Source organism: Pontibacter saemangeumensis (assembly GCF_039541895.1).
GTDB classification, from domain to species: domain Bacteria; phylum Bacteroidota; class Bacteroidia; order Cytophagales; family Hymenobacteraceae; genus Pontibacter; species Pontibacter saemangeumensis.
Window position 1 is genome coordinate 347,073 of the sequence record NZ_BAABHC010000014.1, and the last position, 22,894, is coordinate 369,966.

The window sequence follows — 22,894 nt, forward strand, 5'->3', positions numbered from 1 at the left end:
CAAGCACGCATTCTGTGTTAGGGTCCCTATATATAAACAGAGCGGCCAGCTATCAATAGCTGGCCGCTCTGTTTATATATAGTTTCAGTGTGTCGGACTGCGCCTTACAGGCCAAACTCGGCCTTGATCTTGTCCACGTAGTCCAGCTTCTCCCAGGTGAAGGTCTCGAACTCCTTCACTTCTTTCTGGCCGTTTGTCACAACCTCCACCCGTTTTAGAGAGGGGGTTCTGCCCATATGGCCATAAGCCGCCGTTTCCGCGAAGATCGGGTTTTGCAGGCCGAAGCGCTGCACAATGGCGTAAGGGCGCATATCAAACAACTTGCCCACCCGCTCCGATATCTCGCCGTCGCTCATGATGCCTCCGTTGCTGTCCTTTACCTTGGTGGAGCCATAGGTGGTTACGTACAGGCCAACCGGCTTTGCCACGCCGATGGCATAGGCCACCTGCACCAGCGCCTGGTCTGCCACCCCGGCAGCCACCAGGTTCTTGGCGATATGGCGGGTCGCATAGGCTGCCGAGCGGTCTACTTTAGAGGAGTCTTTTCCGGAGAAGGCCCCGCCGCCGTGCGCGCCTTTGCCGCCGTAGGTGTCCACGATAATTTTGCGGCCTGTCAGGCCGGTGTCGCCGTGCGGGCCACCGATCACGAACTTACCGGTTGGGTTGATGTGGTAGGTGATGCCGTCGTTAAACAGCTTTTGTATGCGCTCGGGCAGTTGCTTCAGCACGCGCGGCATCAGGATAGCCCCCACATCCTCTTTGATTTGCTGTAGCATCCTTGCCTCCGCCACGTTCTTTGCGTCGGCGCTGTCGCCTTCGGGCAGGATAAACTCGTCGTGCTGCGTGGAGATCACGATGGTATCGATTTTCTCCGGCACGTGGTTGTCGCTGTAGCGAATGGTTACCTGCGACTTGGCATCCGGGCGCAGGTACGTCATCTCTTTGCCCTCTTTGCGGATAGCGGCCAGCTCCTGCAGCAGCAGGTGCGAGATGCTGAGCGCCAGCGGCATGTAGTTGTCTGTTTCGTTGGTGGCGTAGCCGAACATCATGCCCTGGTCGCCGGCGCCCTGGTCCTCCGGGTTGGTGCGCTCCACGCCCTGGTTAATGTCTGGCGACTGCTCATGGATCGCCGAGATCACGCCGCAGGCATCCGCGTCAAATTTATATTCTGATTTCGTGTAACCGATGCGCTTGATCACCTCGCGGGCCACCTTCTGCACATCCACGTAAGCTTCTGTTTTCACCTCGCCGCTCAGCACTACCAGTCCGGTGGTCACCAGTGTTTCGCAAGCCACTTTTGACTGTGGGTCCTGCTTCAGGAATTCATCTAATAACGCATCCGAGATTTGATCCGCCACTTTATCGGGATGTCCCTCTGATACAGACTCCGACGTAAATAAATAAGGCATTATGTATGGGTTTAGGTACAAAGTATAAACCGGCTGCCCGCGTTGGCAGCGGCTGCAAAGCTAAAACAATTCTGCCATAGTTAAAATAAAGGGCTGCAGGAGAAGAGCTTCTTTGCGGGCAATATTTCAATAGCAATTAGACTGCCTTCCAATTAAATAGTAAGCTGTTGACCAGCAAAAGCTTAAAATACCTCTCCTGAAGGCCAAAACTTTTGATATCACGGCTCGTTTGAAGATAAAATCACATCACACGATATACCTATATATGAAACGCATATTAACTGTTTTTACTTTACTGACTTTCCTGACAGGTAACAGCTTTGGCCAGGACAACGACTCCCCTTACAGAACCAGCTTAAAGGTAGACGCGCCCATTATTGCGGCCGGCATGGGCCTCAGTTACTATGGCCTGACCATCATGCAGGACAAGGAAGGGCTGACGGAGGAGGAGGCCCTGCTGCAGAACAAAAACGAAGTAAACCGCTTCGACCGCTTCTCGGCCGGCTGGCACTCCGAGTCGGCAAAGAAGACCAGCGACATCCCCTTCTACGGCTCGTTTGCCTTAGCACCGGCGCTTATGCTGTTCAACGACAACGTAAGAGGCAAAGCCGGCCAGGTGTTTGTGCTGTATGTGGAGACGATGGCCATTACCGGTGCTTTTTTCACCATGACGAACGGCCTCGTGCCCCGCGACCGCCCTCTGACGTACAGCCCTGAAGTACCGCTCTCTGACAAGACGAGGGCAAATGCCCAGAATTCGTTTTATGCGGGCCACACCGCTGCCGCTGCCAGCGCCACTTTCTTTGCCGCCAAGATATTTCACGACTTTCACCCCGACTCACCTGCAAGACCTTACGTATGGGCCGCCGCCGCTGCCTTGCCTGCAGGGGTGGGCTATCTCAGGCTCCGCGCGGGCAAGCACTTCCTGAGCGACAACATGTTAGGGTATGCGATGGGTGCCGCCGCGGGTATCCTGGTGCCACAGCTCCACAAGAAGACGAATACAACCAACATCAGCCTTATCCCTGTTTCCGGGCGCGATTACAGCGGGGCCTTGCTCACCTATACTTTTTAGATGATATAGATGAAGAAACTCCTAGCTACCCCTCGTAAGGGAGTACAGGTTACTCTAAGGTTTACGTCCCGGCATTCTTTATATGGAAAAACTGGATGTAAAAACCATATATCCTTTGCCTCCTAAATGGGCTTATTCTTATATATATAGTAGAGCCGGCCGTTTATCATAAACGGCCGGCTCTATTATATATACTGAAAGCGAGTTAACTTTTTGTCTTGGGCGCTTTCTTAAGGTTCTCCTCAAAGAGCCTGAAAATCCGCTTGTATTCATCGGTCCAGCTGGCGGGCTCCGTGAAGCCGTGGCTCTCCACCGGGTACACGGCCAGTTCCCAGTTGTCTTTGCCCAGCTCGATCAGGCGCTGCGTCAGGCGCACCACATCCTGAAAATGCACGTTGGTGTCTACCATGCCGTGGCAGATCAGCAGCGCGCCTTTCAAGCCTTCCGCATAATAAATAGGCGAGCTTTTAGCGTAGGCGGTGCTGTCGGTTTGCGGTATGTTCAGGATGTTGGCGGTATAGCCGTGGTTGTAGTGCGCCCAGTCGGTGACAGAGCGCAGTGCGGCCCCGGCGGCAAACACATCCGGCTCCGTGAACATGGCCATCAGCGTGATAAAGCCACCGTACGAGCCGCCATATATGCCGATGCGGCTGGGGTCTACGTTGTACTTCTCCACCAGCAACTTCGCCCCGTCTATATGGTCGCTCAGGTCTTTGCCGCCCATAAAGCGGTAGATGCCGGTGCGCACGTCGCGGCCGTAGCCGGCGCTGCCCCGGTAGTCGATGTCGAGCACGGTATAGCCCTGGTCGGCAAGGAAGTTATGGAACATATACTCCCGGAAATAGCTGCTCCACCACTTGTGCGCGTTCTGCAGGTACCCTGCCCCGTGCACAAACACCACCGCCGGACCGTTGTTCTCCGGCTTCTCCGGGCGGTACACGCGGGCATATACCTCCGCGCCGTCCTGGGCCTTGAAGGTGATCACCTCCGGCTCGCGCCAGTCATAGGCCTTAAACTCGTCGGTCAGCGACTGCGTCACCTGCTTCGGCTTCGCGCGCGGCTTGTTATCAATCACGTACAGCTCCCAGGGCCTGTTGCTGGTGGAGGAACGGATGGCCAGCGTCTTCTCGTCCGGCGACAGCGTGACTTCCTGGGCACCGGGCAGGGCGGTCAGTTGCACCATCTCGCCCCCGTTAAGCGGCATGCGGTAAAAGTGCTGCTCGCCGGGGTGGGTTTTGTTGGCGATGAAATACCAGTGCTTTTTGTCGTCCGACATCCGCACCTCCGACACCTCGAATTTACCATTGGTCAGGGCTTTCTTCTGGCCACTGCGCACGTCCACGGTATATAAATGCGAATAGCCCGATTCCTCCGACTGAAACCATATGCGCTCGTTGTCGGGCATCCAGCCAATGTCGCCGGGGCCGTAGCCGATGCCGGGGCCATTGATCCAGGCCTCGTCGCGCTGCCGGTCCAGGAGGGTGAGCTTGCCGGTGGCCGGGTCCAGCTTCAGGATCCAGCGGTCCTTGTTGTCCTGGGAGCGGGCCACTACCACCGCCTGTCTGCCGTTGTCCGACCAGTAAGGGCCATATATAACCGTGGCGCGGGCTTCCGGCTTTTTCGTTTTGCTGTCTGCGGTGTCTTTTGCCGCGCTGGCCTTGGCTGTCTTCTCCTTTAGATAGTCTGGCTGCTCATAAATGCCTTCCACCTCCTTCATCGAGACAGCGAAAGCAGTGTCGCGCTGCGTGTCATATATATAAGTCGCGTAAGTCTCCTGCGCATCGCCTACTTTGGTGCGGGTGTTGATGTCTTCGGTATAGCCGGAGGAGGTGACGTAGTTCGGCACGATCGCCACCTTCGCGTTCTTCGGGCGGTTGACCAACTGGTAGGAGATAAAGCGCTCGTCCGGGCTCAGGTTGATGCTGCTGACGGCCTTCTCCTCGATATAGATCTCTTTCGGGCGGTTGGGATTATCCAGCTTCTCCTGCTTTTTCTGCGCCTCCTTCTCCGCCTCGCGGTCGCGCACGATCTGCAGCAGGGCCAGTTGCTGCTGCTTCAGCCAGTCACGCTGCGCGTCTTTGCCTTCTGCCGGGGCCTTCCTGCCCTTCCTGAAATCGGTGAGCTGCACCGTCTGCCCGCTGCCGATGCTCCAGGCATATAAGTTATTGTCTTTTATATAGACCACCTTCTGCCCGCTGTGGCTGAACGAGGGGCTGCTCTCCCGCTCCACGGTATTAGTGATCTGCTGCGGCTTCCCGGCCTTTATGTCATAGAGGTAAATGTCGCCGTTCTTCTCGTACACCTTCTTTGTTTCGGCGCGGTTATAGGCCCCTTCAGGCGACGGCAGACTGCGGCGCTCCTGCGGGCTCACTTTCCGGATGTTCCTGCCGTCGGCGGCTACGCTGTAGAGGGAGTCGGCCTTGTTGCTGTCCGGGTTCCAGCTGAAGTAGATCTTCTTTCCATCCTCTGACCAGAAAATATTGCTCGGGGAAGTGCCCATCCACTTGGGATCACGCATGATTTTCTCAACGCTCAGCTCCGTCTTCTTCTCCTGCGCCAGCAGGGCACCGGCCCCCAGCAGCAGGTAAGCCAGCAGGGCTACGGCTTTCTTTTTAACAAGTAGCATGTTTATATATGTAGGGTGATGTTTCTGTAGATCCTCAAAATTAAAAGGTCGGCTCCCATAAAGCAAAAACCGCCGCCTGATTCCCATGGCTTCAGGCGGCGGTGCTGGTAGTTAAGATTTCTTTTTCTTCCCGAAGTTCAGGTTCGGGTGCTTCTCCTCGTGGTCTGTCAGGCCCTGGTAGAACCTGGCGAAGCTCAGCAGCTCCGCCTCTCCGAACAACTTGCCCATGAAGGTGATGGTGGTGGGCATGCCGTTCTCCTGAAAGCCGTTCGGCAGTACCACGCACGGGTGACCGGTCAGGTTGGTAACCACCAGGTTGCTGCTGGCAAACGAGGGGCTGATATAGACATCCACATCCTTCAGCTTCTCCTGCATCTTCTGCACCAGCAGGGTACGCACGCGCTGCGCCTGCAGGTACTCCACGGCCGGCACAAACCGGGCCGCCCGGAAATAATTTGGCCAGGCGTTCTTGTGCTGCGCCACCAGCAGGCTGTCGCGTCCGCTGCGGGTGAGTTCGTCGAAGGCGGCGGCCCCCTCCACCGATATGGTGAGCGTCAGGGCGCTGGCCGGTAGTTCCGGCAACTCGAGGGGCACCAGTTCCACGCCTGCCTTTCGCAGCGTCTCCAATGTAGCTTCATCGTTTTTCTTGAACCCGTACTCGCCGCCGAAGTCGTTTTTCAGGTAGCCCACGCGCAGCTTCTTCACGTCGATGTTCGGGTTGTAATTGAACGGCGCGTCATATACCGACTGGTCTTTCCCGTCCGGGCCGTAGATGGCGTTAAACACGATAGCGCAATCCTCGGCAGAGCGGGCAATCGGCCCGATCTTGTCCATCGACCAGCTCAAGGCCATCGCGCCGTCGCGGCTCACGCGCCCAAACGTCGGGCGCAGGCCGGTGGTGCCGCAGGCTGTGGACGGCGAAACGATAGAACCCAGCGTTTCCGTACCGATGGCGTACGGCAACAGGCCTGCCGCCACCGCCGCCGCCGAACCCGCCGATGAACCGCTGGAGCCTTGGGTGATGTCCCAGGGCGAGCGAGTTTTACCACCGTACCACACATCGCCCATGGCCAGCGCGCCCAAGGTGGTTTTCGCCACCAGCACGCCCCCGGCATCCTGCAGGCGCTGCACCACGGTCGCATCCTTGTCTATCAGCTGGTCTTTGTAAGGCGTGGCGCCCCAGGTGGTCTTATACTTGCGCGTGGCCAGCAGGTCCTTCACCCCGAACGGGATGCCATGCAGCATACCTTTGTATTTTCCGGCCTTGATCTCCTGGTCGGCCTGCCGGGCCTGTTGCAGCGCCAGTTCCTCGGTGAGGGTCGTGACGCACTCCAGCGTCGGGCCGTACTTCTTCAGGCGTGCCAGGAAAAATTTCGTCAGCTCTTCTGAGGTTATCTGCTGCTTGCGCACCAGTTCCGCCAGTTGCGGCACGGAGTAAAAGGCCAGCTCGTCCCGGTTCTTCGGCAGCTTTACTTTCGCCGGCCGCGCTACCTCAAACGGTATTTTCTGCTGCTCAAACTGGTACCCCACCGGGATCGGGTTAAACACCAGCGCGGGCGCCACCTCATTTGGCAAAGGCACCTTCCGGATGGCTTCGTAGCTCTCCTTAAAATCCGCTATCTCCGACAGCGTGGAGTCCAGCTTGGCGTCGGAGAAATGCAGCCCCATCAGTTTCTGCGCGTCCTGCAGCACGGCTACCGTTACTTTATCATCTGCCACCCTGCTCACAAATGCCCCTGATATAAAGCAGGCAACACCTAATGCCAAGGATTTATAAATTTTATTCATGCTTATAACTACTTGTTTTAATAATCTAACCCGAAAACAATCGACTACGGGTAGACATATTTGATAATACTACTACACTTTAGCTTTATAACATGCTTTCCGGTTTTTAAATCTACCAAGCCATCAATTGTTTATAAACTGCTTCCTTTCCCTCCGGTAGTCAACATAAAACCGCATGCATAATAGCACCCTTTACTACCTATCCACATTAAACATATAAGATTAATAAAAAAAGCCGCCTATAAATTTAGGCGGCTTTTTTAAACTTAGAAGAATAAAGATGTTATTCTGCTGCAGTGATTGTGATATTTACAACTTCTTTGTCAGCGCCTTTATACCCTACGGTTAAATCATCAGCGCTTACAAGTGTAAAAGTAGCAGCGGCAGATTCAGTGCCTTCGGGCACTATGCCATCTGGAACTGCGAGTGAATACACATAAGAAGTGGAGTTACGTGGATAATCAATGCTGCCAGTAATAGTATATGCGCCTTTTATCTCATACTGCAGAGACTTTACTTCTTGGAATGCTTCTCTTGACTGAAACGTTATCTCCGCTTCTTTTCCTTCTTCAACAGTGATCGCTGCTTTAGACTTAATCTCTACGTAAGCAGGCTTTGGGTCTGAAAACTCATACGTGTCCATGTCCTTTTCACAAGCAGTGAAAGAGAACGTTGTACCCATCAGGGCTAGGAAAATAAATATATTTTTCATGGTGATGTTCTTTTTTGAGGACTATAAGTCGAACCACATTTTTTCAGTAAGAATTGGCGCCGGGCTTGGTGCATTAGGATTAGATGTTGTCTCATCAGGTGAGTAAACCCATCTTCTGATCAACCCGCCTGCAGGTGTGCCCTCTGGCTGAACCAAGCTCGGTACTTCATTGCCTTCTGATCCGGATCTTCTCCATTGTGTCCATGCTTCCAGGGGTCTATCCATTAGGTCAATCCACTGCATCAGGTGTATCTGACTAACCGGATTAGCAACAGAAGTCAGATCAGGCAGCGTAGATGTTACATACTGCTGGGCTGTCTCGGTGCCGATGCCGTTGAAAACCAAAGCTTCATAAGTAGCCATTTTGAATAGCTCATTTGCTTTTCCAATATCCTGCCCTACTCCTAAGCCTCTGGCATAAGCCTCAGCCTCGAGGTAAAGTTGCTCCTGATAAGAAAAAACTACTTCTGGTGCATCAGGCCTGTAGAGGTACATGCTGATAGTAGCAGTATTCTCATCTGCTTCTGCTTCTGTATCTACACCATTATAAGAACCCACCCCTTCAGGCTTATCGAAGTAAATCGGAATCCGTGGATCCTGTAACTGCTTCATATAGCTGAGCACATTATTGTTTGCAAAGAAGAATATATTCTCGCCGCCAGCGTAGCGCTTCAGAAGCTTATACCTTGGATTCTCTTTGTCAGGCACATTATAAAAAGGGAAGGAGAAATTTTGTGCCGAAGAAGAAATCATCCCTCCTTCAGAGAGAAGTTGGCCAATTTTACTAGCCACGGAAGGATCTTTATCCACCATCACCATGTAAGTCTTGAACTTCATTGAACGAGCAAAGCTTTTCCACTTGCTCATATCACCTGCATAAATCAGGTCATAATCTGAGATTTTCAGCGAGCTGCTCTCATCGATTTGTGCAATTGCCTCATCCAGTAGCGCAACCACCTGCTCAAGCACAGATTTCTGTTCATCAAACTTTGGGTATGAAATGTCTTCCTGCCAAGATTCCGAGAAAGGAACATCACCCCAGATGAGTGTTGCCTCATACATCATGGCCGCTAGTTCTATTTTAGCCTGTGCAGCTGCATTATTGTTCATAGGCGAAGCTTTCTCAGCTTCTGCAATAGCTTGCTTCAGGTTTAGCCCCGCCGTTGCATAGTAGACTTTCCAGGTGTTGCCCGTGCTGTATGGGCTGATATCGTAAACATCGCCTTTCCCCCAGCCATAGTTACCACCACTTGCTATTGTCTGCGCGGCAAGTGCAATCGGCACATAATCATCCCCGCCTGCACGGTTTGCAGCCCAAGCCGTTGTTGCGTAGTTAAACAACAACTTAGGTTCTACCTTTGTACTGGCATAAGGGTCAGTGTTTATATCGAGGTACTCCTCGCAAGAAGTGGTAGCAACGGCCGTTAGGCCTAGTGCTGCTATCACTGCATATTTCCTAATGTTCTTAAACATGTTAATATTGTTAATATTTACAACAACTAATTAAAGAGTGATTCTCAGGTTAAAACCTAGAGTTCTTGTAGTCGGCATTGTGTTGAACTCAACACCTTCGCCCACTGAACCAGCTCCAAAGAAGTTGGATTCCGGATCAATGTGAGGGACATTTGAATGTATAATCCAGAGGTTACGGCCCTCCACGCCAAATTGAGCATCACCTATGAATGTGTTTTCTAACCATCTTCTTGGCAATGTGTACGAAAGCCTTACCTCTCTCAGCTTCACATATGAAGCATCAAACACATTACCCTCTGTATTGGCAGTAGCAGAGTATTTACCCCAGAAGTCCTGCATGCTTTGTACCGGTGTCGTATTAGGCACAAAAGTTTCGTCAGCCGTTTTGTTTACCCCGCGGTCAACGAAAATGCTGCCACGATTCTCCAATGTTTCTTCGGCTAGCCCTGAAGAACGAAGACTGGCAACCGTACCTGAGTAGAATACTCCTCCCTGGCGAATATCCACCAAGAAGCCCATATTAATACCTTTATAGGAGAAAGAGTTGTTGATACCCATCATCCAGTCCGGATTGATGCTACCCAGGCGCTTGCCCTGCTCCACCTCTCTTAACCCAGTGTTAGGATTGATAATAAGGTTTCCTTCCGGATCTCTCTGCCAAGCAGTGCCATATAGTCCAAATGATTTGCCTTCTTCAGCTTTGATTTGCAGACCGCTCCAGCCACTCGCCAGGCCATAAAACTCTAATGACTCCGGAAGATCTTCTACTGACTGCACGTTTCTGGAGAAGTTAAAAGTAGTGGTCCAGTCAAAGTCGGAAGTTCGTAAGGGGGTAACACCCAGTTCAACTTCCACACCGCTGTTCAGTACAGCTCCCACGTTTACTCTTTTAGCGAAATAGCCCGTTGAAAGAGGCACATCAAGGCTAACTATCTGGTCACTTGTCTTAGTATCATAATATGTTACCCCTAAGTTTACTCTGTTGTCTAAGAACCGGAAGTCTGCACCAATCTCTATGTTATTCTGGTTCTGTGGCTTTAGGCCAAAGTTAGGCAATGTACGCGGCGCAGAGAAACCTAATAACCCGTTGTGGGGGAAAGTACCGCTCAAGCTATACTGCACAAAGTAAGTAGTAGCCGGACTATAGTTGTAATCAAGGCCGTAAGGATCTGCAGCGCTACCTACGTTAGCCCAACTGGCTCTGATTTTACCATAATTCAGGAAATCAGACTGAATATTCAAAGCGTCTGTAAATACAAAGCTCGTGCTTACTGAAGGATAGAAGTACGATCGATTGTCTACGGGGAGCGTTGAGGCCCAGTCGTTACGGCCAGTTATGTTAAGGAACAAATAATCCCTGAAGCTCAGGCCTAAGTCTCCCCAAACCCCTACCACTCTTCTTTCGGAGATTGTCTGCCCCGGTACAGTGCTGGTAGCGTTTGCGTAGTCGTACAATCCGTCAATTGTGAGGTTTCTGGCTGTTACAGACTGTGTTTCGTAAAGGCTTGAGTAGATATTATGGCCAGCCATAACTTTCAGGTTTAAATCTGAAGTTATATCTCTCTCAGCTGTAACGATGAAGTCGTTGTTGATGACACGGTTCTGGATCGTTGCTTTATAAAACTCTCCTTCCAGAGCCCCAAAAGTACCTTTGCTGGTCCTGTTAAAGCGGTCCTCTGTATAAAAGTCCACACCGGCGTTGTTCGAGATCGTTAACCAAGTTAGTGGCTTATAAGAAATGACAGCATTTCCGTACATACGCTCCAAATCACTATCATTCGTATTCCTGTTGATAATCCAGTATGGGTTATTACCTGTTTTATCTGGAGTCAGGGCAATTTGTGCACCTGTTACTGGATCAACATAGTTATCTCTCAATCTATTGATATCAACAGTTCTCGGCAAACCAAAGATAGAAGAGGTCAGGACATTAGGGCTGTTAGAGCTTTGTACCGGACGACCTTCTGTTGTTGTTTTAACGTAGTTGATGCTTGTGCGCACAGTCAGCTTATCCTGAAAGCTTCTGCCCGCATTCAAGCCAACATTGTAACGGTCCAGGCCCTGATTTTCGATGATACCAGTCTGGTTAGTAGAACCAAGGCTTAAACGGAAATCGCCTTCCTTACCACCTCCTTCAAACGCTACATTGTTTATGTAAGTCATACCTGTCTGGAAGAAATCTTCCACATTGTCCGGGTACGCCTGCAATGCAACATCCTCGCCTAAGAAATTTTTCACCGGTACATCCTGCACTTCACTTATTTTAGGTCCCCAGCCGTTGGTGTTCTTCAGGTCATATTTACCATAGTTACCTTGTGCATACTCATTCTGGAAATCAGGCAAGCGCAGCACCTCATCAAAGCGAGTAGAAGAGTTCAGCGTCACTTTCACTCTGCCTTCTGCACCTTTCTTGGTAGTGATGATAATGGCACCGTCTCTTGCACGAGCACCGTATAGCGCAGTTGCAGCCGCACCTTTCAGCACGGTCATACTCTCGATATCGTCGGGGTTTATATCGCTAGCCCTGTTCCCATAGTCAACAGCGCCGTTACCAGTCGGAGTGTTGCCGCCCGGAGCGTTGTTGCTGATAGGAAGGCCGTCCACTACAAACAGGGGGTTTGAGCCTCCAAAGCTGTTTGTTCCCCGAATTACAACTTTAGAAGAACCGCCCAGTGAGCCAGAGGCCTGCGTGATACGTACTCCGGCAACTTTACCGGCAATTCCGTCTACCACGTTTGTTGCGCGTGCTTTGGTAAGTTCTTCTCCACTTACTTTCGATGCGGCATAACCGAGGGATTTCGCTTCGCGCTCAATACCAATGGCTGTTACCACCACCTCTTGCAATTGTTTGGAATCAACACTCATGGAAATGTCGATTACATTGGAATTTTCAATAGGCCGCTCTATTACCTGATATCCAATAAATCTAAAGACTAGAGTGCTACCGTCGCTTGGCACATTTATAGTATAAGATCCTTCGGCTCCTGTAGCAGTCCCCACAGTTGATCCCTTCACAATAACAGACACTCCGGGCAGCCCTTCGCCTGTCGATTGGTCTGTCACCTTTCCAGACACTGTTCTGCTCTGAGCAAACACCTGTACAACAAGCGCGAGCACAAAGAAGACACTGAGTAGTAAACTCTTCTTCATTTTAGAAAATTAAAGTTGGTTGAAATGGTATATTTGTATAGTTTATAAATCCAAATATAGGCCATTATCCTTTAAACCAAAAAATTACTATACTTATTAAAAAAATAAATCACGAGTATACTATAATAGGTGCAAAAGTTTAAAGATAATAATAATTGTACCTACATGCATATCTCCTTAGATTGAGCTGCCTCCCGCATTATACACAACAAATACACACCACCGGAGCAGCATTAATATTTTATATACATAAATGAGTCAACTTTGCACAAGGCACTATCCAGTGTATTTCCTATTTTAGAGATCTAAAAACACCACATACACCTTATGTTAATTAAATTGCAAATACATTGACTCATTAATACAACAATAGCATCAAAACCCAATTATTTTTAATAATAAACGAACAGCTAAAAAAGCAATTACTAACTAAATTACAGCTGCTATAGTTTACCCTGCACCAAACAGAGAGGCTTGAAAGAGAAAAAGGAGGAAGCACAAGGAAAATCTGTAGATCGAAACAGCCTTCTGAACAGCCCTCGCACAAATTTTAGAATTTACCCTTAGTGCGTGGTTATACATTACTTCTGCGAAAGCACGATCAGTTTATCGCCCACCTGCAGGGTGCCCGTGGTGCCGTTGGGCAGCAGGTTTTGCCCGAACATGATTTTGTTGCGCTGTTGCCGGTAAGCTGCCAGCGTACGGAGTGGCTCGGGGCTTTTTTCGGCTGTTGCCTGGTTGATGGTTGTTACAACGCAGCGGGCGCAGGGCTTCACTGCCCGAAAAGACTGATTGCCGATGGTGAACTCGCCCCAGCCGTCTTCCGCGAAGGGTGCCCCGCCCCGGAACACGAGGCTGGGCCGGAACTGGTTCATCAGCACGGGTTGCGCGAGGCGGCTGTTCAGGTCATCCAGGGCAGCCTGCCCGATCAACAGAAAAGGGTACCCGTCAGCAAAACTCACCACCTCTCCGTTGGCCGCGTAAGCGGTGTCAACGAGGCGGCGGGTCTGGGGCGGCATATGCACCAGGCGCGCCGGCATACCCAGTGCGTCCGTAAACCAGGCGCTTATGCCGGGACTTGCCTCCAGGGCCGGCACTGTGTCGTCCCACACCGTTACCTGCAGTTCATGGCCGCTCCCTTCGCTTTCGGCGAAGGGGATATACAACGGTTTCAGTTTGCCTTGTTTGTGGTGCACCTCCAGCCCCTCCGGTTGCAGCGACACCTGCAGCAGGGCCATCTGTGCGTGTTGGCGCTGCGTCAGGAACAGACCCTTCCCGTCCACCAGCATCCAGCGCCGGTCGTAGCGCAGGCCGCGGGCCTCTACCTCCGCCGTTTGCACGCGTATGCCCCCCAGCGATTTGATCGGGTATATATAAATATCGGAAAGGTACAGATCAGCCATGTGGATTTTTAAAGGGGCGCAACGCCGCCGCAGCGTTCAAAGCTGCGGCGGCGTTGCAAATTTATCGTTTGCCCGGTTTTATTCAAGGCAACCAGGTTTATTTCTGACGGCTGTCAGCCAAGCAAGTCTTAGATAAGTTACCGAGGAGCATTCGAGACACCCCATTTATATACCTGACTTTTCTAAATGAATTCTTGAATATATAAATTATATAGCGCAGCAAGGGCAGCGTCTTCTTGTCTGCATCGTATGTTCCTTTAATGCCGAACCTTACCCTACGTGTCTAAAAACATCCTTTATATATAACATTTATATATAACATATATAACAAGTCCATGCGCATCCGGAACCTGCTCCTTCTACTCTTTGCCTGCCTCGGCTTTGGCAGCGCCGTGGCACAGACCCTGAGCAGCTGCGCCGAAAGCAGGCTTCGGGCAATGCAGCGGCAGGCGGCAGCCACCCCGGAGCACCAGCGCCTGATGGACCAGTATGACATCACCTTCTACAGGCTGGACCTGCAACTGGAGCGCAACAGCACCTATATAGCCGGCAATGTGACGCTGGCTGCCACTGTTAAAGCCTCCCCGCTTCCTGCCTTTGCTTTTGAGCTGCACCCTGATTTCGGGATAGACTCTGTGCTGGTAAACGGGAAACGGGAGACCGCCATCAGCCGGAACGCAGGCGACGTAACCGTGCGGCTCGCCACAGCGGCAGCGCCAGGAGACCGCGTGGCTGCCACCATCTATTACAAAGGAACTGCACCAGCCGGGGCCAGCGCTGCCATAGGCAACGGCTTTGAGAGCGACATTGAGCCTGCCTGGGGCAACGAGGTAACCTGGAGCCTGAGTGAGCCATATGCAGCGTACGAGTGGTGGCCTACCAAGCAGGTGCTCACCGATAAAGCAGATTCCGTGCACGTGTTCGTCACGACCAGCGCCGAGAACAAAGTCGGTTCCAATGGCCTGCTCACCCGCGTGGTGGACTTACCCGGCGGCAAAAAGCGCTTTGAGTGGAAATCGCGCTACCCGATCTCCTACTACCTGGTTTCGGTGGCCGTGTCGGATTACGAGGAATACCTTTTATATGCCAACCCCGCAGGAGCCGCAGCCCCTGTACCCGTGCTGAACTATGTATACAAAGACGGGGCGCTTGCCTATTACAGGCCCGAGATAGACCGCACGGCCGCATTTATCGAGTATTTCTCGGAGCTGTTCTCGCTATACCCCTTCCACAGGGAAAAGTACGGGCACAGCATGGCTCCCATCAACGGCGGTATGGAACACCAGACCATGACCACGCAAAGCGCCTTCTATTTTATCCTGACTGCCCACGAGCTGGCCCACCAGTGGTTTGGCGATAACGTGACCTGCGCCAGTTGGCAGGATATATGGCTGAACGAGGGCTTTGCCTCTTATGCGGAATACCTCGCCCTGGAGCGCTACATCCCTTCAGAGGCGAAAGACTGGATGGAAGACGCCCACCGGGCGGCCATGCAGCGCCCCGACGGCAGCGTAAAAGTGACAGACACCACCAGTGTCAGGCGCATCTTCAGCTACCGGCTCTCCTACCAGAAAGGGGCGGCGGTGGTGCACATGCTGCGGTTTGCCCTGAACAACGATGCCTTGTTCTTCCAGACGCTGCGCGATTACCAGCAACAGTACGGCGGGGGAACAGCCACTACCGCCGATCTGCAGCGGGTGTTTGAGGAGGCGGCGAGCATGGATCTGGACTACTTTTTTAACCAGTGGTACAGCGGCGAGGGCTATCCTGTTTTCAGCGTGGAGTGGAACCAGCAGGACGACAGGCTGCTAATCCTGAGCAACCAGGGCAGCACCAGCAGCACCACGCCTTTCTTCAAAACGGATGTGGAGTACCTGGTCCGGACCAGCGCCGGGACCACCACAGTGCGCGTGACGCAGGACGAGCCGCTGGAGCAGCACCTGCTGCAGGTACAGGGCACCGTGACCAGCGTGGAGGTGGACCCGCAGAACTGGATCCTGAACGCGGTGCGGCCAGCCCAACAGAATCCCTTCCTGGAAGTGCCGGCACTGCTACCCACCGTGCTGTACCCAAACCCGACCTCCGGAGACATCAACATCGCCTCGCTTCACTTTGCCCCCAGCTTTGCAGATATATATAACACAGCGGGGCAGCGTGTGAAACACCTGCCGCTCGGGCAGACCCTGCAGGTCAGCATCCGTGTGGCAGACCTGGCCGCCGGCTACTATATACTGCAACTGCGCAATAGTACCCAACGCTACCGTGCCGGTTTCATCAAAGTTACGGGGAGGTAAGCAGTTACAGGCAGGATGTCAGGCGCAGAATACTGGATAGAGCATATTCACTTCTATCCATAGCTATAATAAGAATACTACCTGCCTTTTCATTCAAAAGGGTGGAGCTATATATGGAAGAAGGTGCGGGGGACCTGGTATACCCTAAGGCCAAAGCCGAGGCGCTTACCGGCAGGCTGCCTGCTACACCGCCACGCCACCGCTCATTCAGAACTGCCTTCAGTACCGCATCATGGTAATTACCTGCTGCGCCTGTTTCACATTGTACTCAAAAGCAAGCCGCCTGAAGTTGATCACGTCGATGATGGTGCCCACCAGGCAGAGGCCGCCGGTAAAGAAATAAAGCAGTCCCATCCCGATCTGGCCCAGAATAAAGCGGTGCAAACCAGCAAGCCCGATAAAACCGATCAGGGTGGTGATGAGCACCAGCTGCGGCTCTTTGCGGCGGGCGCGGTAGATGTTCACAAACTGCTGCGCCTCGTGCTCCGGCATGTCTTTCACCAGCGACTGGACAAAACTCATCTCGTCCGGTTCCAGCTCCGGCATCAGGTTCAAAATATTAGCCATAGTTTTATGTTAGGTTTTGATTTATAGATGTGAGAGGCAATTGCATTCGTGCAGCATTCTCGTCGGGTTCGCCAGCCCCGCTTATGGAAGCGCTGTACCTTTAACTTCAGGCAGCTGTTGCCACGCCAGCAGTTGCCAGCAACGGCGCAGGAGGATTAAAACGGCCGGCAGCGCCAGCGGGTGCGCCTCCCAGGAGGCCTGCCACTCGCCCCGGCACAGGTAGGCAATCGCATGGCCCAGGCCACACCCCCAGCAGCCCTCCGCCCACACCCAGCTGAAGGGGCAGAAACTGAACAGGTGCTCCGCTGTTGGCTCCATCAGCGCCAGCGCACTTAGCCCCAGCAGCCAGGCCCCAACCTCGAGCAGGCTGTTCTTCCGCTTCAGGTATTGCGTCATGTACAGATGGGGCGAGTCAGGCTTCAACTTTAGCAGATTATAAGGCGTACTGAATGATCAGGATATAATATAGAATAATATTCCCAGAATCAAAAACCTATGAAGACAAACCTTCGCCTGCTGCCCCTGCTCCTGCTGATGGGACTGTGCGGCTGCTATCGCCTGCTTCCCTCCAAGGGCGGTGGCCAGGGCGCGATCCGCACCGAAACCCGCCCCATCGACCCAAAGGATATTGCGCTGCCCGCAGGGTACACGGCAGAGGCGGTGGCCACCGGCCTCACCTTCCCGACCAGCGTGGCGTTTGATGCGCAGGGGCGGCTGCACGTGATTGAGGCGGGGTATTCCTATGGCGAAGTGTTCCTGGAGCCGAAGCTGCTGCGCGTGGACCCGGATGGAGGTCTCACCACTGTGGCTACCGGCCAGAAGAACGGCCCCTGGACGGGCATCACCTTTCACAACGGCCACTTTTATGTGGCAGAGGGCGGAGCGCTGGAAGGCGGCAAGGTCCTGCGTATTTCCCCCGAAGGCAACATCACCCCAATTCTTGAGGATTTGCCGACTATGGGCGACCATCACACCAACGGCCCGGCCATCGGGCCCGACGGAAAGCTTTACGTTGGCCTGGGCACCGCCACCAACTCGGGCGTGGTAGGCCCGGATAACTACGATTTTGGCTGGTTAGAGCGCCATCCCGAGTTTCATGACATCCCGTGCCAGGACGTGACGCTCTCGGGCCAGAACTATGCCAGCGAGATTCCGCTTGGCACCAAAAGCGGGAAGCAAACTACCGGCGCTTATGTCTCTTACGGTACGCCAACCACCGCAGGGCAGGTGATCCCGGGCAGCCTCCCCTGCTCCGGCGCCGTGATTCGGGTAACGCCGGAGGGTGGGGAGATGGAACTGGTGGCCTGGGGCTTTCGCAATCCGTTCGGGCTGGCCTTCTCCCCTGACGGCAACCTATATGTGAGCGACAACGGCTACGATGTGCGCGGAAGCCGCCCGGTGTGGGGCAACGGCGATTACCTGTGGCAGGTGCAGCAGGGGCGTTGGTACGGCTGGCCCGATTACTCCGGTGGCCTCGCCTTCAACGGCAACCGGTTCGACCCGCCGGGTAAGGAGGCGCCGCAGCCGCTGCTGGCACAGCACCCTGACCTGCCGCCCAAGCCGGCCGCCACGCTGGGGGTGCATTCCTCCTCCAACGGCCTCGACTTCTCCCGCAGCAGCGCCTTTGGCTACGAGGGGCAGGCGTTTATCGCTCAGTTCGGAGATATGGCTCCCGGCGTGGGCAAAGTGCTGGCGCCTGTGGGCTACAAAGTGGTGCGGGTGGATGTACCGGACGGCACCGTCACCGACTTTGCAGCCAACAAGGGCAAGAAGACAGGTCCTGCCTCCAAATTAAAATCCGGCGGGTTGGAAAGGCCGGTGGCGGTTAAGTTCGCGCCGGACGGGCAAAGCCTTTACATTGTGGATTTTGGTGTAATGGAAATGAACGGGGATGAAGCGCGGCCACAACCACGCACAGGCGTTATCTGGAAGATCACGAAAACGAGGAACTAAGCCCATGGAAAAGCCCTTACAACTTGCCTCGCTCCTGCTGCTCCTGCTGTTGCTCTGCTACTGCGGCACCGCCCGCCGCGGCGCGCCTGCCTTTGCGCCTGTCACGCTTGCCAGTGAGGACGCAGTGCAGGGGCAGGCGGTTTTCGACACTTTCTGCCACAAGTGCCACCCGGGCGGGGAGGCGGGCCTGGGCCCTGCCATCAACAACAAGCCTTTGCCGGGCTTCATGATCAAGTTCCAGGTGCGAAACGGCGTGGGCGTGATGCCTGCCTTCAAAGAGGCGGTGATTTCGGAGGAGGAGTTACATGACATGGTCGCCTATCTGAAGACGCTCCGCAAAGCGAAGGAAGCAGAAACACCGTGAGCCGCAGCAACAGCGAACGGGAACGCTACTTCCCCTGCAAGGGGAGCAGGCTGAGAATTGAAAAAGAATGAATTGCCACCCTCCAAAACAGAGACAAGAGAAAACCTGTAAACTATCAGTTCGCTCTAAATCATATATGCCATGCGGAAAATAATTCTCTACATTGCCGCCAGCTTAGACGGCTACATTGCCCGCCCCGACGACAGCATCGACTGGCTTGAAGACAAGGCCTATGCGATAGAGGGGGAAGACTACGGCTACAGCGAATTCGTCCAGACCATCGACACCACCCTGATGGGAAACAGCACCTACGAAGCCATCCTTAGCTTTGAAAAGCCGTTCCCCCTCCCGACCGAGACCAACTTTGTGTTCAGCCGTTCCGCCGGGCACACCGACACGGCGCAGGTGAAGTTCATCTCTACCGATGCCGTCGCGTTTGCGCAGGAACTGAAGCAGCAGCCAGGCAAGGCGATCTGGCTCATGGGCGGCGGCCAGCTGAACACGCTCTTTCTCAATGCCGGGCTCATCGACGAGATCATCCTCACCTATATCCCCCGTGTGCTGGGCGCCGGCATTCCGCTCTTTGCTGCCGGGGCGCAGGAAACGAAGCTGCACGTAAGCAGCAGCCAGCACTACCCCAACGGTTTTGTGCAGGTGAGGCTATATAAGTAGCGCCCGCCATGCTTCTTCCCCGCAACTCCGTGGCAGATTTGCTACCTTTGCCGCATTCTTGTATCTAAAAACGACATGTAGCCATTGGAGAAGCAGCTGAGAAAACAGATTACCATACTGGCCCTGTACCAGATCGTGGGCGGCATTTTAGGCATCGTGCTGACGCTTTGGGTCATGTTCAGGGGGGAGATGGTGCTGACGCAGGAGGTGCTGCGCATTTCGCTTTTTGCCGGCGCACTGTTCGTGTTTTCCATTGTGTGCGGCGGCATGCTGTTCCGCAACACGCCGCGCGGTCTCGTGCTCTCGCTCCTCAACCAGGTGCTGCAGGTTATCTACTTTGCCTTCGGGGCCTATGGCTTCCAGTACGTGGCCGGCCTGCGCATCGGCTTCGGCTTTGATATGACCGGCTCCTGGACCTTCAAGTTCCGCGTGGCGCTCTCCTCCTTCCAGTTCGACCTCGGCACCGACACCGGCCAGCGGTTCATCGGCATCAACCTCGTCGCGCTGTTCCTGATTTTCTGGGCAGAGCGGCTGCTGGAGCAGGTGAAGACGGGGAAGTAAGGATTTTGCCACCTTCGTATTCACACGCTGGAGAATCATCCGGAGCGAAAGGCACGGGTTAAAGCAGGTTATATATAGCCTTAACATATTTACCTTGCGTTGGGCGGAAGGCCGGCTCGGGATAAAACACGCAGGCCGCCGGAGCAAGCACCGACGGAACAACACAGCAAATCAGCTATGGAGAAATATTTTGGTGTGGGCAGCGTGTTTCTGGCGGCCGTGCTTATATATGGGTGCAGCGGCCAGCCTGCTACTACCACGGAGGAAGTGAACGCCCCGGCAGCCCTGCTGCAAAGCCGGCAGGACAGCACCTACCAGCTGACTTTCGCCGGGCTGCAGGTAGCGGTGGCGCCGCAGAAAGGCGGCCGGATCACGTCGCTGCGCATGGCCGGGAAAGAACTCTTTGCCGGCATCGACACCCTCAGTTTCGGCTCCACGTTCTGGCCCAGTCCGCAAAGCGCGTGGGGCTGGCCGCCCCCGTACCTGCTGGACGCTGCCCCCTATATGGCCACCGCTTCCGGCAGCACGCTGCGCATGGTGAGCCAGCGGGACGAGAAAACAGGCTGGCAGTTTGAGAAGGAAGTCTCGCTACTGCCAGAGGATACCGCCGTTTCCATCACCTACACCATCCATAATACCGCAGACACGGTACAGCACGTAGCGCCCTGGCAAAACTCCAGAGTGCCTACAAAGGGGCTGGTGTTTTTCCCGAAAGGGCAACAGGCTCCCGTAAAGGGAAAGAACTTCAGGAACATATCCACACAGGAAACAGATGGCGTGGTGTGGATAACGCTTCGGCCAGGCATGCATTCGGAGGGGGAAAAACTGGTAACAGACGGGGCGGAAGGCTGGCTGGCTTACGCGACTGACGGCCTGCTGCTGGTAATGCAGTTCGAGGATGTGGCACCGCAGCAACAGGCGCCGGGCGAAGGCGATGTGGAGATTTATATAGGGAAATCAACCCTGAACTTTACCGAGCTGGAACCGCAAGGCGCCTACCGGGCCCTGCAGCCAGACGGGCAGCTGACCTGGACGGTGAAGTGGTACGTACGCGAACTGAAGGACCCGCAACTAATGCAGCCAGCCAACCCGGCGCTGGTGAAACTGGCGCGGCAACTCGTGCGGGAAAGGCTTTAACCTCAGCTATTCCTATACAGGCGCGAGGCATATAAGGGCTTACCTATAGCCGGGGCCGAGAAGCAACACCGCCTATATATCCCCTGCGTAAAACTCTGCCGGTACGCCGCGTACGCCGGGCTTCACGGCAAATAAGCCGCCGCTCTTCGGGTAAGTTTCCAACTGCTCCGGGCTCATCCCTTCCCGGGCCGACGTTATATAGAGCACATCCAGGTTTTCGCCTCCGAAGGCAACGGAGGTAACGTGTAAAGCGGGCACTTCCACGCGCTGCAGCACCTCGCCGGTGCCGGGCTCACAGCGTATCACGGCGGCCGCTCCCCATAGGGCGATCCACAGTTTGCCTTCTGTGTCGATGGCCATGCCGTCAGGAGAGCCTCCTACTGCCTCTGGTATCCTCACCGTTACCCGGCCATTGCTTATTGCACCCGACGCATCATTGTAGTCAAAAGCCTGCACGGTTAAGGTTGGCGAGTCTACGTAGTACATCGTCTTCTTATCTGCCGACCACACCAGCCCGTTCGAGATGGTGACCTTATCCAGCACTTGGTGAAAGCTTTTGTCTATGTCCATCCGGTAGAGGGCGGCGGCTCCTTTTTGAACATCATAGGCCATGGTGCCTACCCAGAACCTGCCGGACGGGTCCACTTTCCCGTCGTTGAAGCGGAGCTGCGGATCATGGAGCGGTTTTGCGACAAGGGTGAGTTCCCCGGTTTCGGTATCCAGCTTGCGGATGCTGTTCTGCGTGGCCAGCAAAACGCCTCCCCCTTTCACTGGCACGACCGTACCCGGTCTCTCACCCGTGTGGAACAGAGTGTCTTTATCGGTGGCGGGGTCGTACAGATGCAGTTCCGCTGCTTCTATGTCTATCCAGTAAAGTCTCTTTTCAGTCGGGTGCCAGATAGCGCCCTCACCTAAGGTTGCGTTGGCGTCCAGCACCAGCTCCGCCGTCAGGTTTTGGTCATGTATATAGGATTCCGTCATAAGCAGGCACAATATCAGGCTAAAAGGCGATAACAGTTTATATGCGGAAAGATTGGATTTATATCGGACTTACGCAAGTGCAGGTGTGCGGGCAAGGAGGCAGTGGAGCCAGGTAAAGCAGCAGCGGCCACCCATGCCTATCTGAGTGGCCGCTGCTTTAAAAGAAACAATAAGCTTCTTTTAACTCTTAGGTGAAAGAATGTCAGGTGCTTATTGGAATTGATACAAGAGGCAAAGTTTTATATATCCTTTGGCTTGTCAGCGAGGTCGCAGCTTGGGTAAAGTGGTTCCCCCCCCTGCTCCGCTCTTCTTTTATGCTCCATTTGTATTCTCTCTTCATCCAGCATCTCCTGGTTCACCGCGTTTGTGAAATCCTTGGTAAATCCCAGGCTATCCTCCACTGTCCTCAGGTTGTAATTCCAGGTATTGGATATTAAACCCGGGTTGTAATCTCTCCGATTTCGTCTCATCACACACTCTCCTTTCTATAATACGTGCCATTGGCAGACGGCACTCGGTTAACTAATTAATTTACAATATTTTATACGTAAATGATCCTAAAAAGTGGTGCAGGAGAGGTGCATTAAACCGTACCGGTGCTGCAGCAAAATGCCCTCCGGCAGAGCAACCGGCAAGGGAACGACAGGCGCTGTAGCAGCTCGTGCCAGGGTTTTAGAGAGGGATATATGAAATGCTTGCCTGAAACTCCTTTTTACCGGCACGGCCCAA

18 protein-coding genes are annotated in these 22,894 nt (G+C 53.8%); 7 read left to right on the forward strand and 11 right to left on the reverse strand.

Going from position 1 to position 22,894, the window contains the following annotated elements:
• Positions 1–104: 104 nt before the first annotated feature.
• On the reverse strand, positions 105–1,409 hold the full coding sequence (gene metK / locus ABD920_RS12145) for a methionine adenosyltransferase (protein ID WP_345159337.1): 1,305 nt from the start codon (positions 1,407–1,409) through the stop codon (positions 105–107).
• Positions 1,410–1,674: 265 nt separating this feature from the next.
• On the opposite strand from metK, the gene ABD920_RS12150 reads away from it, so the two are divergent.
• On the forward strand, positions 1,675–2,484 hold the full coding sequence (locus ABD920_RS12150) for a phosphatase PAP2 family protein (protein WP_345159339.1): 810 nt from the start codon (positions 1,675–1,677) through the stop codon (positions 2,482–2,484).
• Between the two features lie 205 nt (positions 2,485–2,689).
• Here the strand turns inward: ABD920_RS12150 and ABD920_RS12155 are convergent, their stop codons facing one another.
• From ABD920_RS12155 to ABD920_RS12180, 6 genes are all read right to left on the reverse strand, one after another.
• Positions 2,690–5,110, reverse strand: a complete 2,421-nt coding sequence (locus ABD920_RS12155) for a prolyl oligopeptidase family serine peptidase (protein ID WP_345159340.1) — start codon at positions 5,108–5,110, stop codon at positions 2,690–2,692.
• A 111-nt stretch (positions 5,111–5,221) separates the two neighbouring features.
• The gene (locus ABD920_RS12160) at positions 5,222–6,898 is read right to left on the reverse strand and encodes an amidase (RefSeq protein WP_345159341.1); all 1,677 of its coding nucleotides are present in this window, start codon (positions 6,896–6,898) and stop codon (positions 5,222–5,224) included.
• Positions 6,899–7,181: 283 nt separating this feature from the next.
• Positions 7,182–7,610, reverse strand: coding sequence for a hypothetical protein (locus ABD920_RS12165; RefSeq protein WP_345159342.1), 429 nt, complete (start codon positions 7,608–7,610; stop codon positions 7,182–7,184).
• 21 nt (positions 7,611–7,631) lie between these two features.
• A complete protein-coding gene (locus ABD920_RS12170; RefSeq protein ID WP_345159343.1) occupies positions 7,632–9,083 on the reverse strand; it encodes a SusD/RagB family nutrient-binding outer membrane lipoprotein in 1,452 nt (483 codons plus the stop codon).
• A gap of 30 nt (positions 9,084–9,113) precedes the next feature.
• Entirely contained in the window at positions 9,114–12,233 is a 3,120-nt protein-coding gene (locus ABD920_RS12175) for a SusC/RagA family TonB-linked outer membrane protein (RefSeq protein WP_345159344.1), read from the reverse strand.
• A 581-nt stretch (positions 12,234–12,814) separates the two neighbouring features.
• On the reverse strand, positions 12,815–13,636 hold the full coding sequence (locus ABD920_RS12180; RefSeq protein ID WP_345159346.1) for an MOSC domain-containing protein: 822 nt from the start codon (positions 13,634–13,636) through the stop codon (positions 12,815–12,817).
• Between the two features lie 335 nt (positions 13,637–13,971).
• On the opposite strand from ABD920_RS12180, the gene ABD920_RS12185 reads away from it, so the two are divergent.
• Entirely contained in the window at positions 13,972–15,930 is a 1,959-nt protein-coding gene (locus ABD920_RS12185; protein ID WP_345159347.1) for a M1 family aminopeptidase, read from the forward strand.
• Between the two features lie 219 nt (positions 15,931–16,149).
• Here ABD920_RS12185 and ABD920_RS12190 read toward each other — a convergent pair whose 3' ends face one another.
• Entirely contained in the window at positions 16,150–16,497 is a 348-nt protein-coding gene (locus tag ABD920_RS12190; RefSeq protein WP_345159349.1) for a TM2 domain-containing protein, read from the reverse strand.
• A gap of 81 nt (positions 16,498–16,578) precedes the next feature.
• Positions 16,579–16,920, reverse strand: a complete 342-nt coding sequence (locus ABD920_RS12195; RefSeq protein WP_345159350.1) for a DUF2752 domain-containing protein — start codon at positions 16,918–16,920, stop codon at positions 16,579–16,581.
• A gap of 72 nt (positions 16,921–16,992) precedes the next feature.
• Here ABD920_RS12195 and ABD920_RS12200 point away from each other — a divergent pair, with 72 nt between their 5' ends.
• The 5 genes from ABD920_RS12200 to ABD920_RS12220 all read left to right on the forward strand — a co-directional run bounded on the left by ABD920_RS12200 (position 16,993) and on the right by ABD920_RS12220 (position 21,184).
• The gene (locus ABD920_RS12200; protein ID WP_345159352.1) at positions 16,993–18,450 is read left to right on the forward strand and encodes a PQQ-dependent sugar dehydrogenase; all 1,458 of its coding nucleotides are present in this window, start codon (positions 16,993–16,995) and stop codon (positions 18,448–18,450) included.
• 4 nt (positions 18,451–18,454) lie between these two features.
• A complete protein-coding gene (locus ABD920_RS12205; protein ID WP_345159354.1) occupies positions 18,455–18,814 on the forward strand; it encodes a c-type cytochrome in 360 nt (119 codons plus the stop codon).
• A 141-nt stretch (positions 18,815–18,955) separates the two neighbouring features.
• Positions 18,956–19,486 carry a dihydrofolate reductase family protein gene (locus ABD920_RS12210; protein ID WP_345159355.1) on the forward strand — a complete coding sequence of 177 codons (531 nt, stop codon included), beginning with the start codon at positions 18,956–18,958 and terminating at the stop codon, positions 19,484–19,486.
• Positions 19,487–19,570: 84 nt separating this feature from the next.
• Positions 19,571–20,047 (forward strand): hypothetical protein, encoded by a 477-nt coding sequence (locus tag ABD920_RS12215; protein ID WP_345159357.1) that lies wholly within the window; start codon positions 19,571–19,573, stop codon positions 20,045–20,047.
• A 177-nt stretch (positions 20,048–20,224) separates the two neighbouring features.
• Positions 20,225–21,184, forward strand: a complete 960-nt coding sequence (locus tag ABD920_RS12220) for a DUF4380 domain-containing protein (RefSeq protein WP_345159359.1) — start codon at positions 20,225–20,227, stop codon at positions 21,182–21,184.
• A gap of 72 nt (positions 21,185–21,256) precedes the next feature.
• Here ABD920_RS12220 and ABD920_RS12225 read toward each other — a convergent pair whose 3' ends face one another.
• The gene (locus ABD920_RS12225; protein ID WP_345159361.1) at positions 21,257–22,165 is read right to left on the reverse strand and encodes an SMP-30/gluconolactonase/LRE family protein; all 909 of its coding nucleotides are present in this window, start codon (positions 22,163–22,165) and stop codon (positions 21,257–21,259) included.
• A 239-nt stretch (positions 22,166–22,404) separates the two neighbouring features.
• A complete protein-coding gene (locus tag ABD920_RS12230; protein ID WP_345159362.1) occupies positions 22,405–22,635 on the reverse strand; it encodes a hypothetical protein in 231 nt (76 codons plus the stop codon).
• Positions 22,636–22,894: the final 259 nt, after the last annotated feature.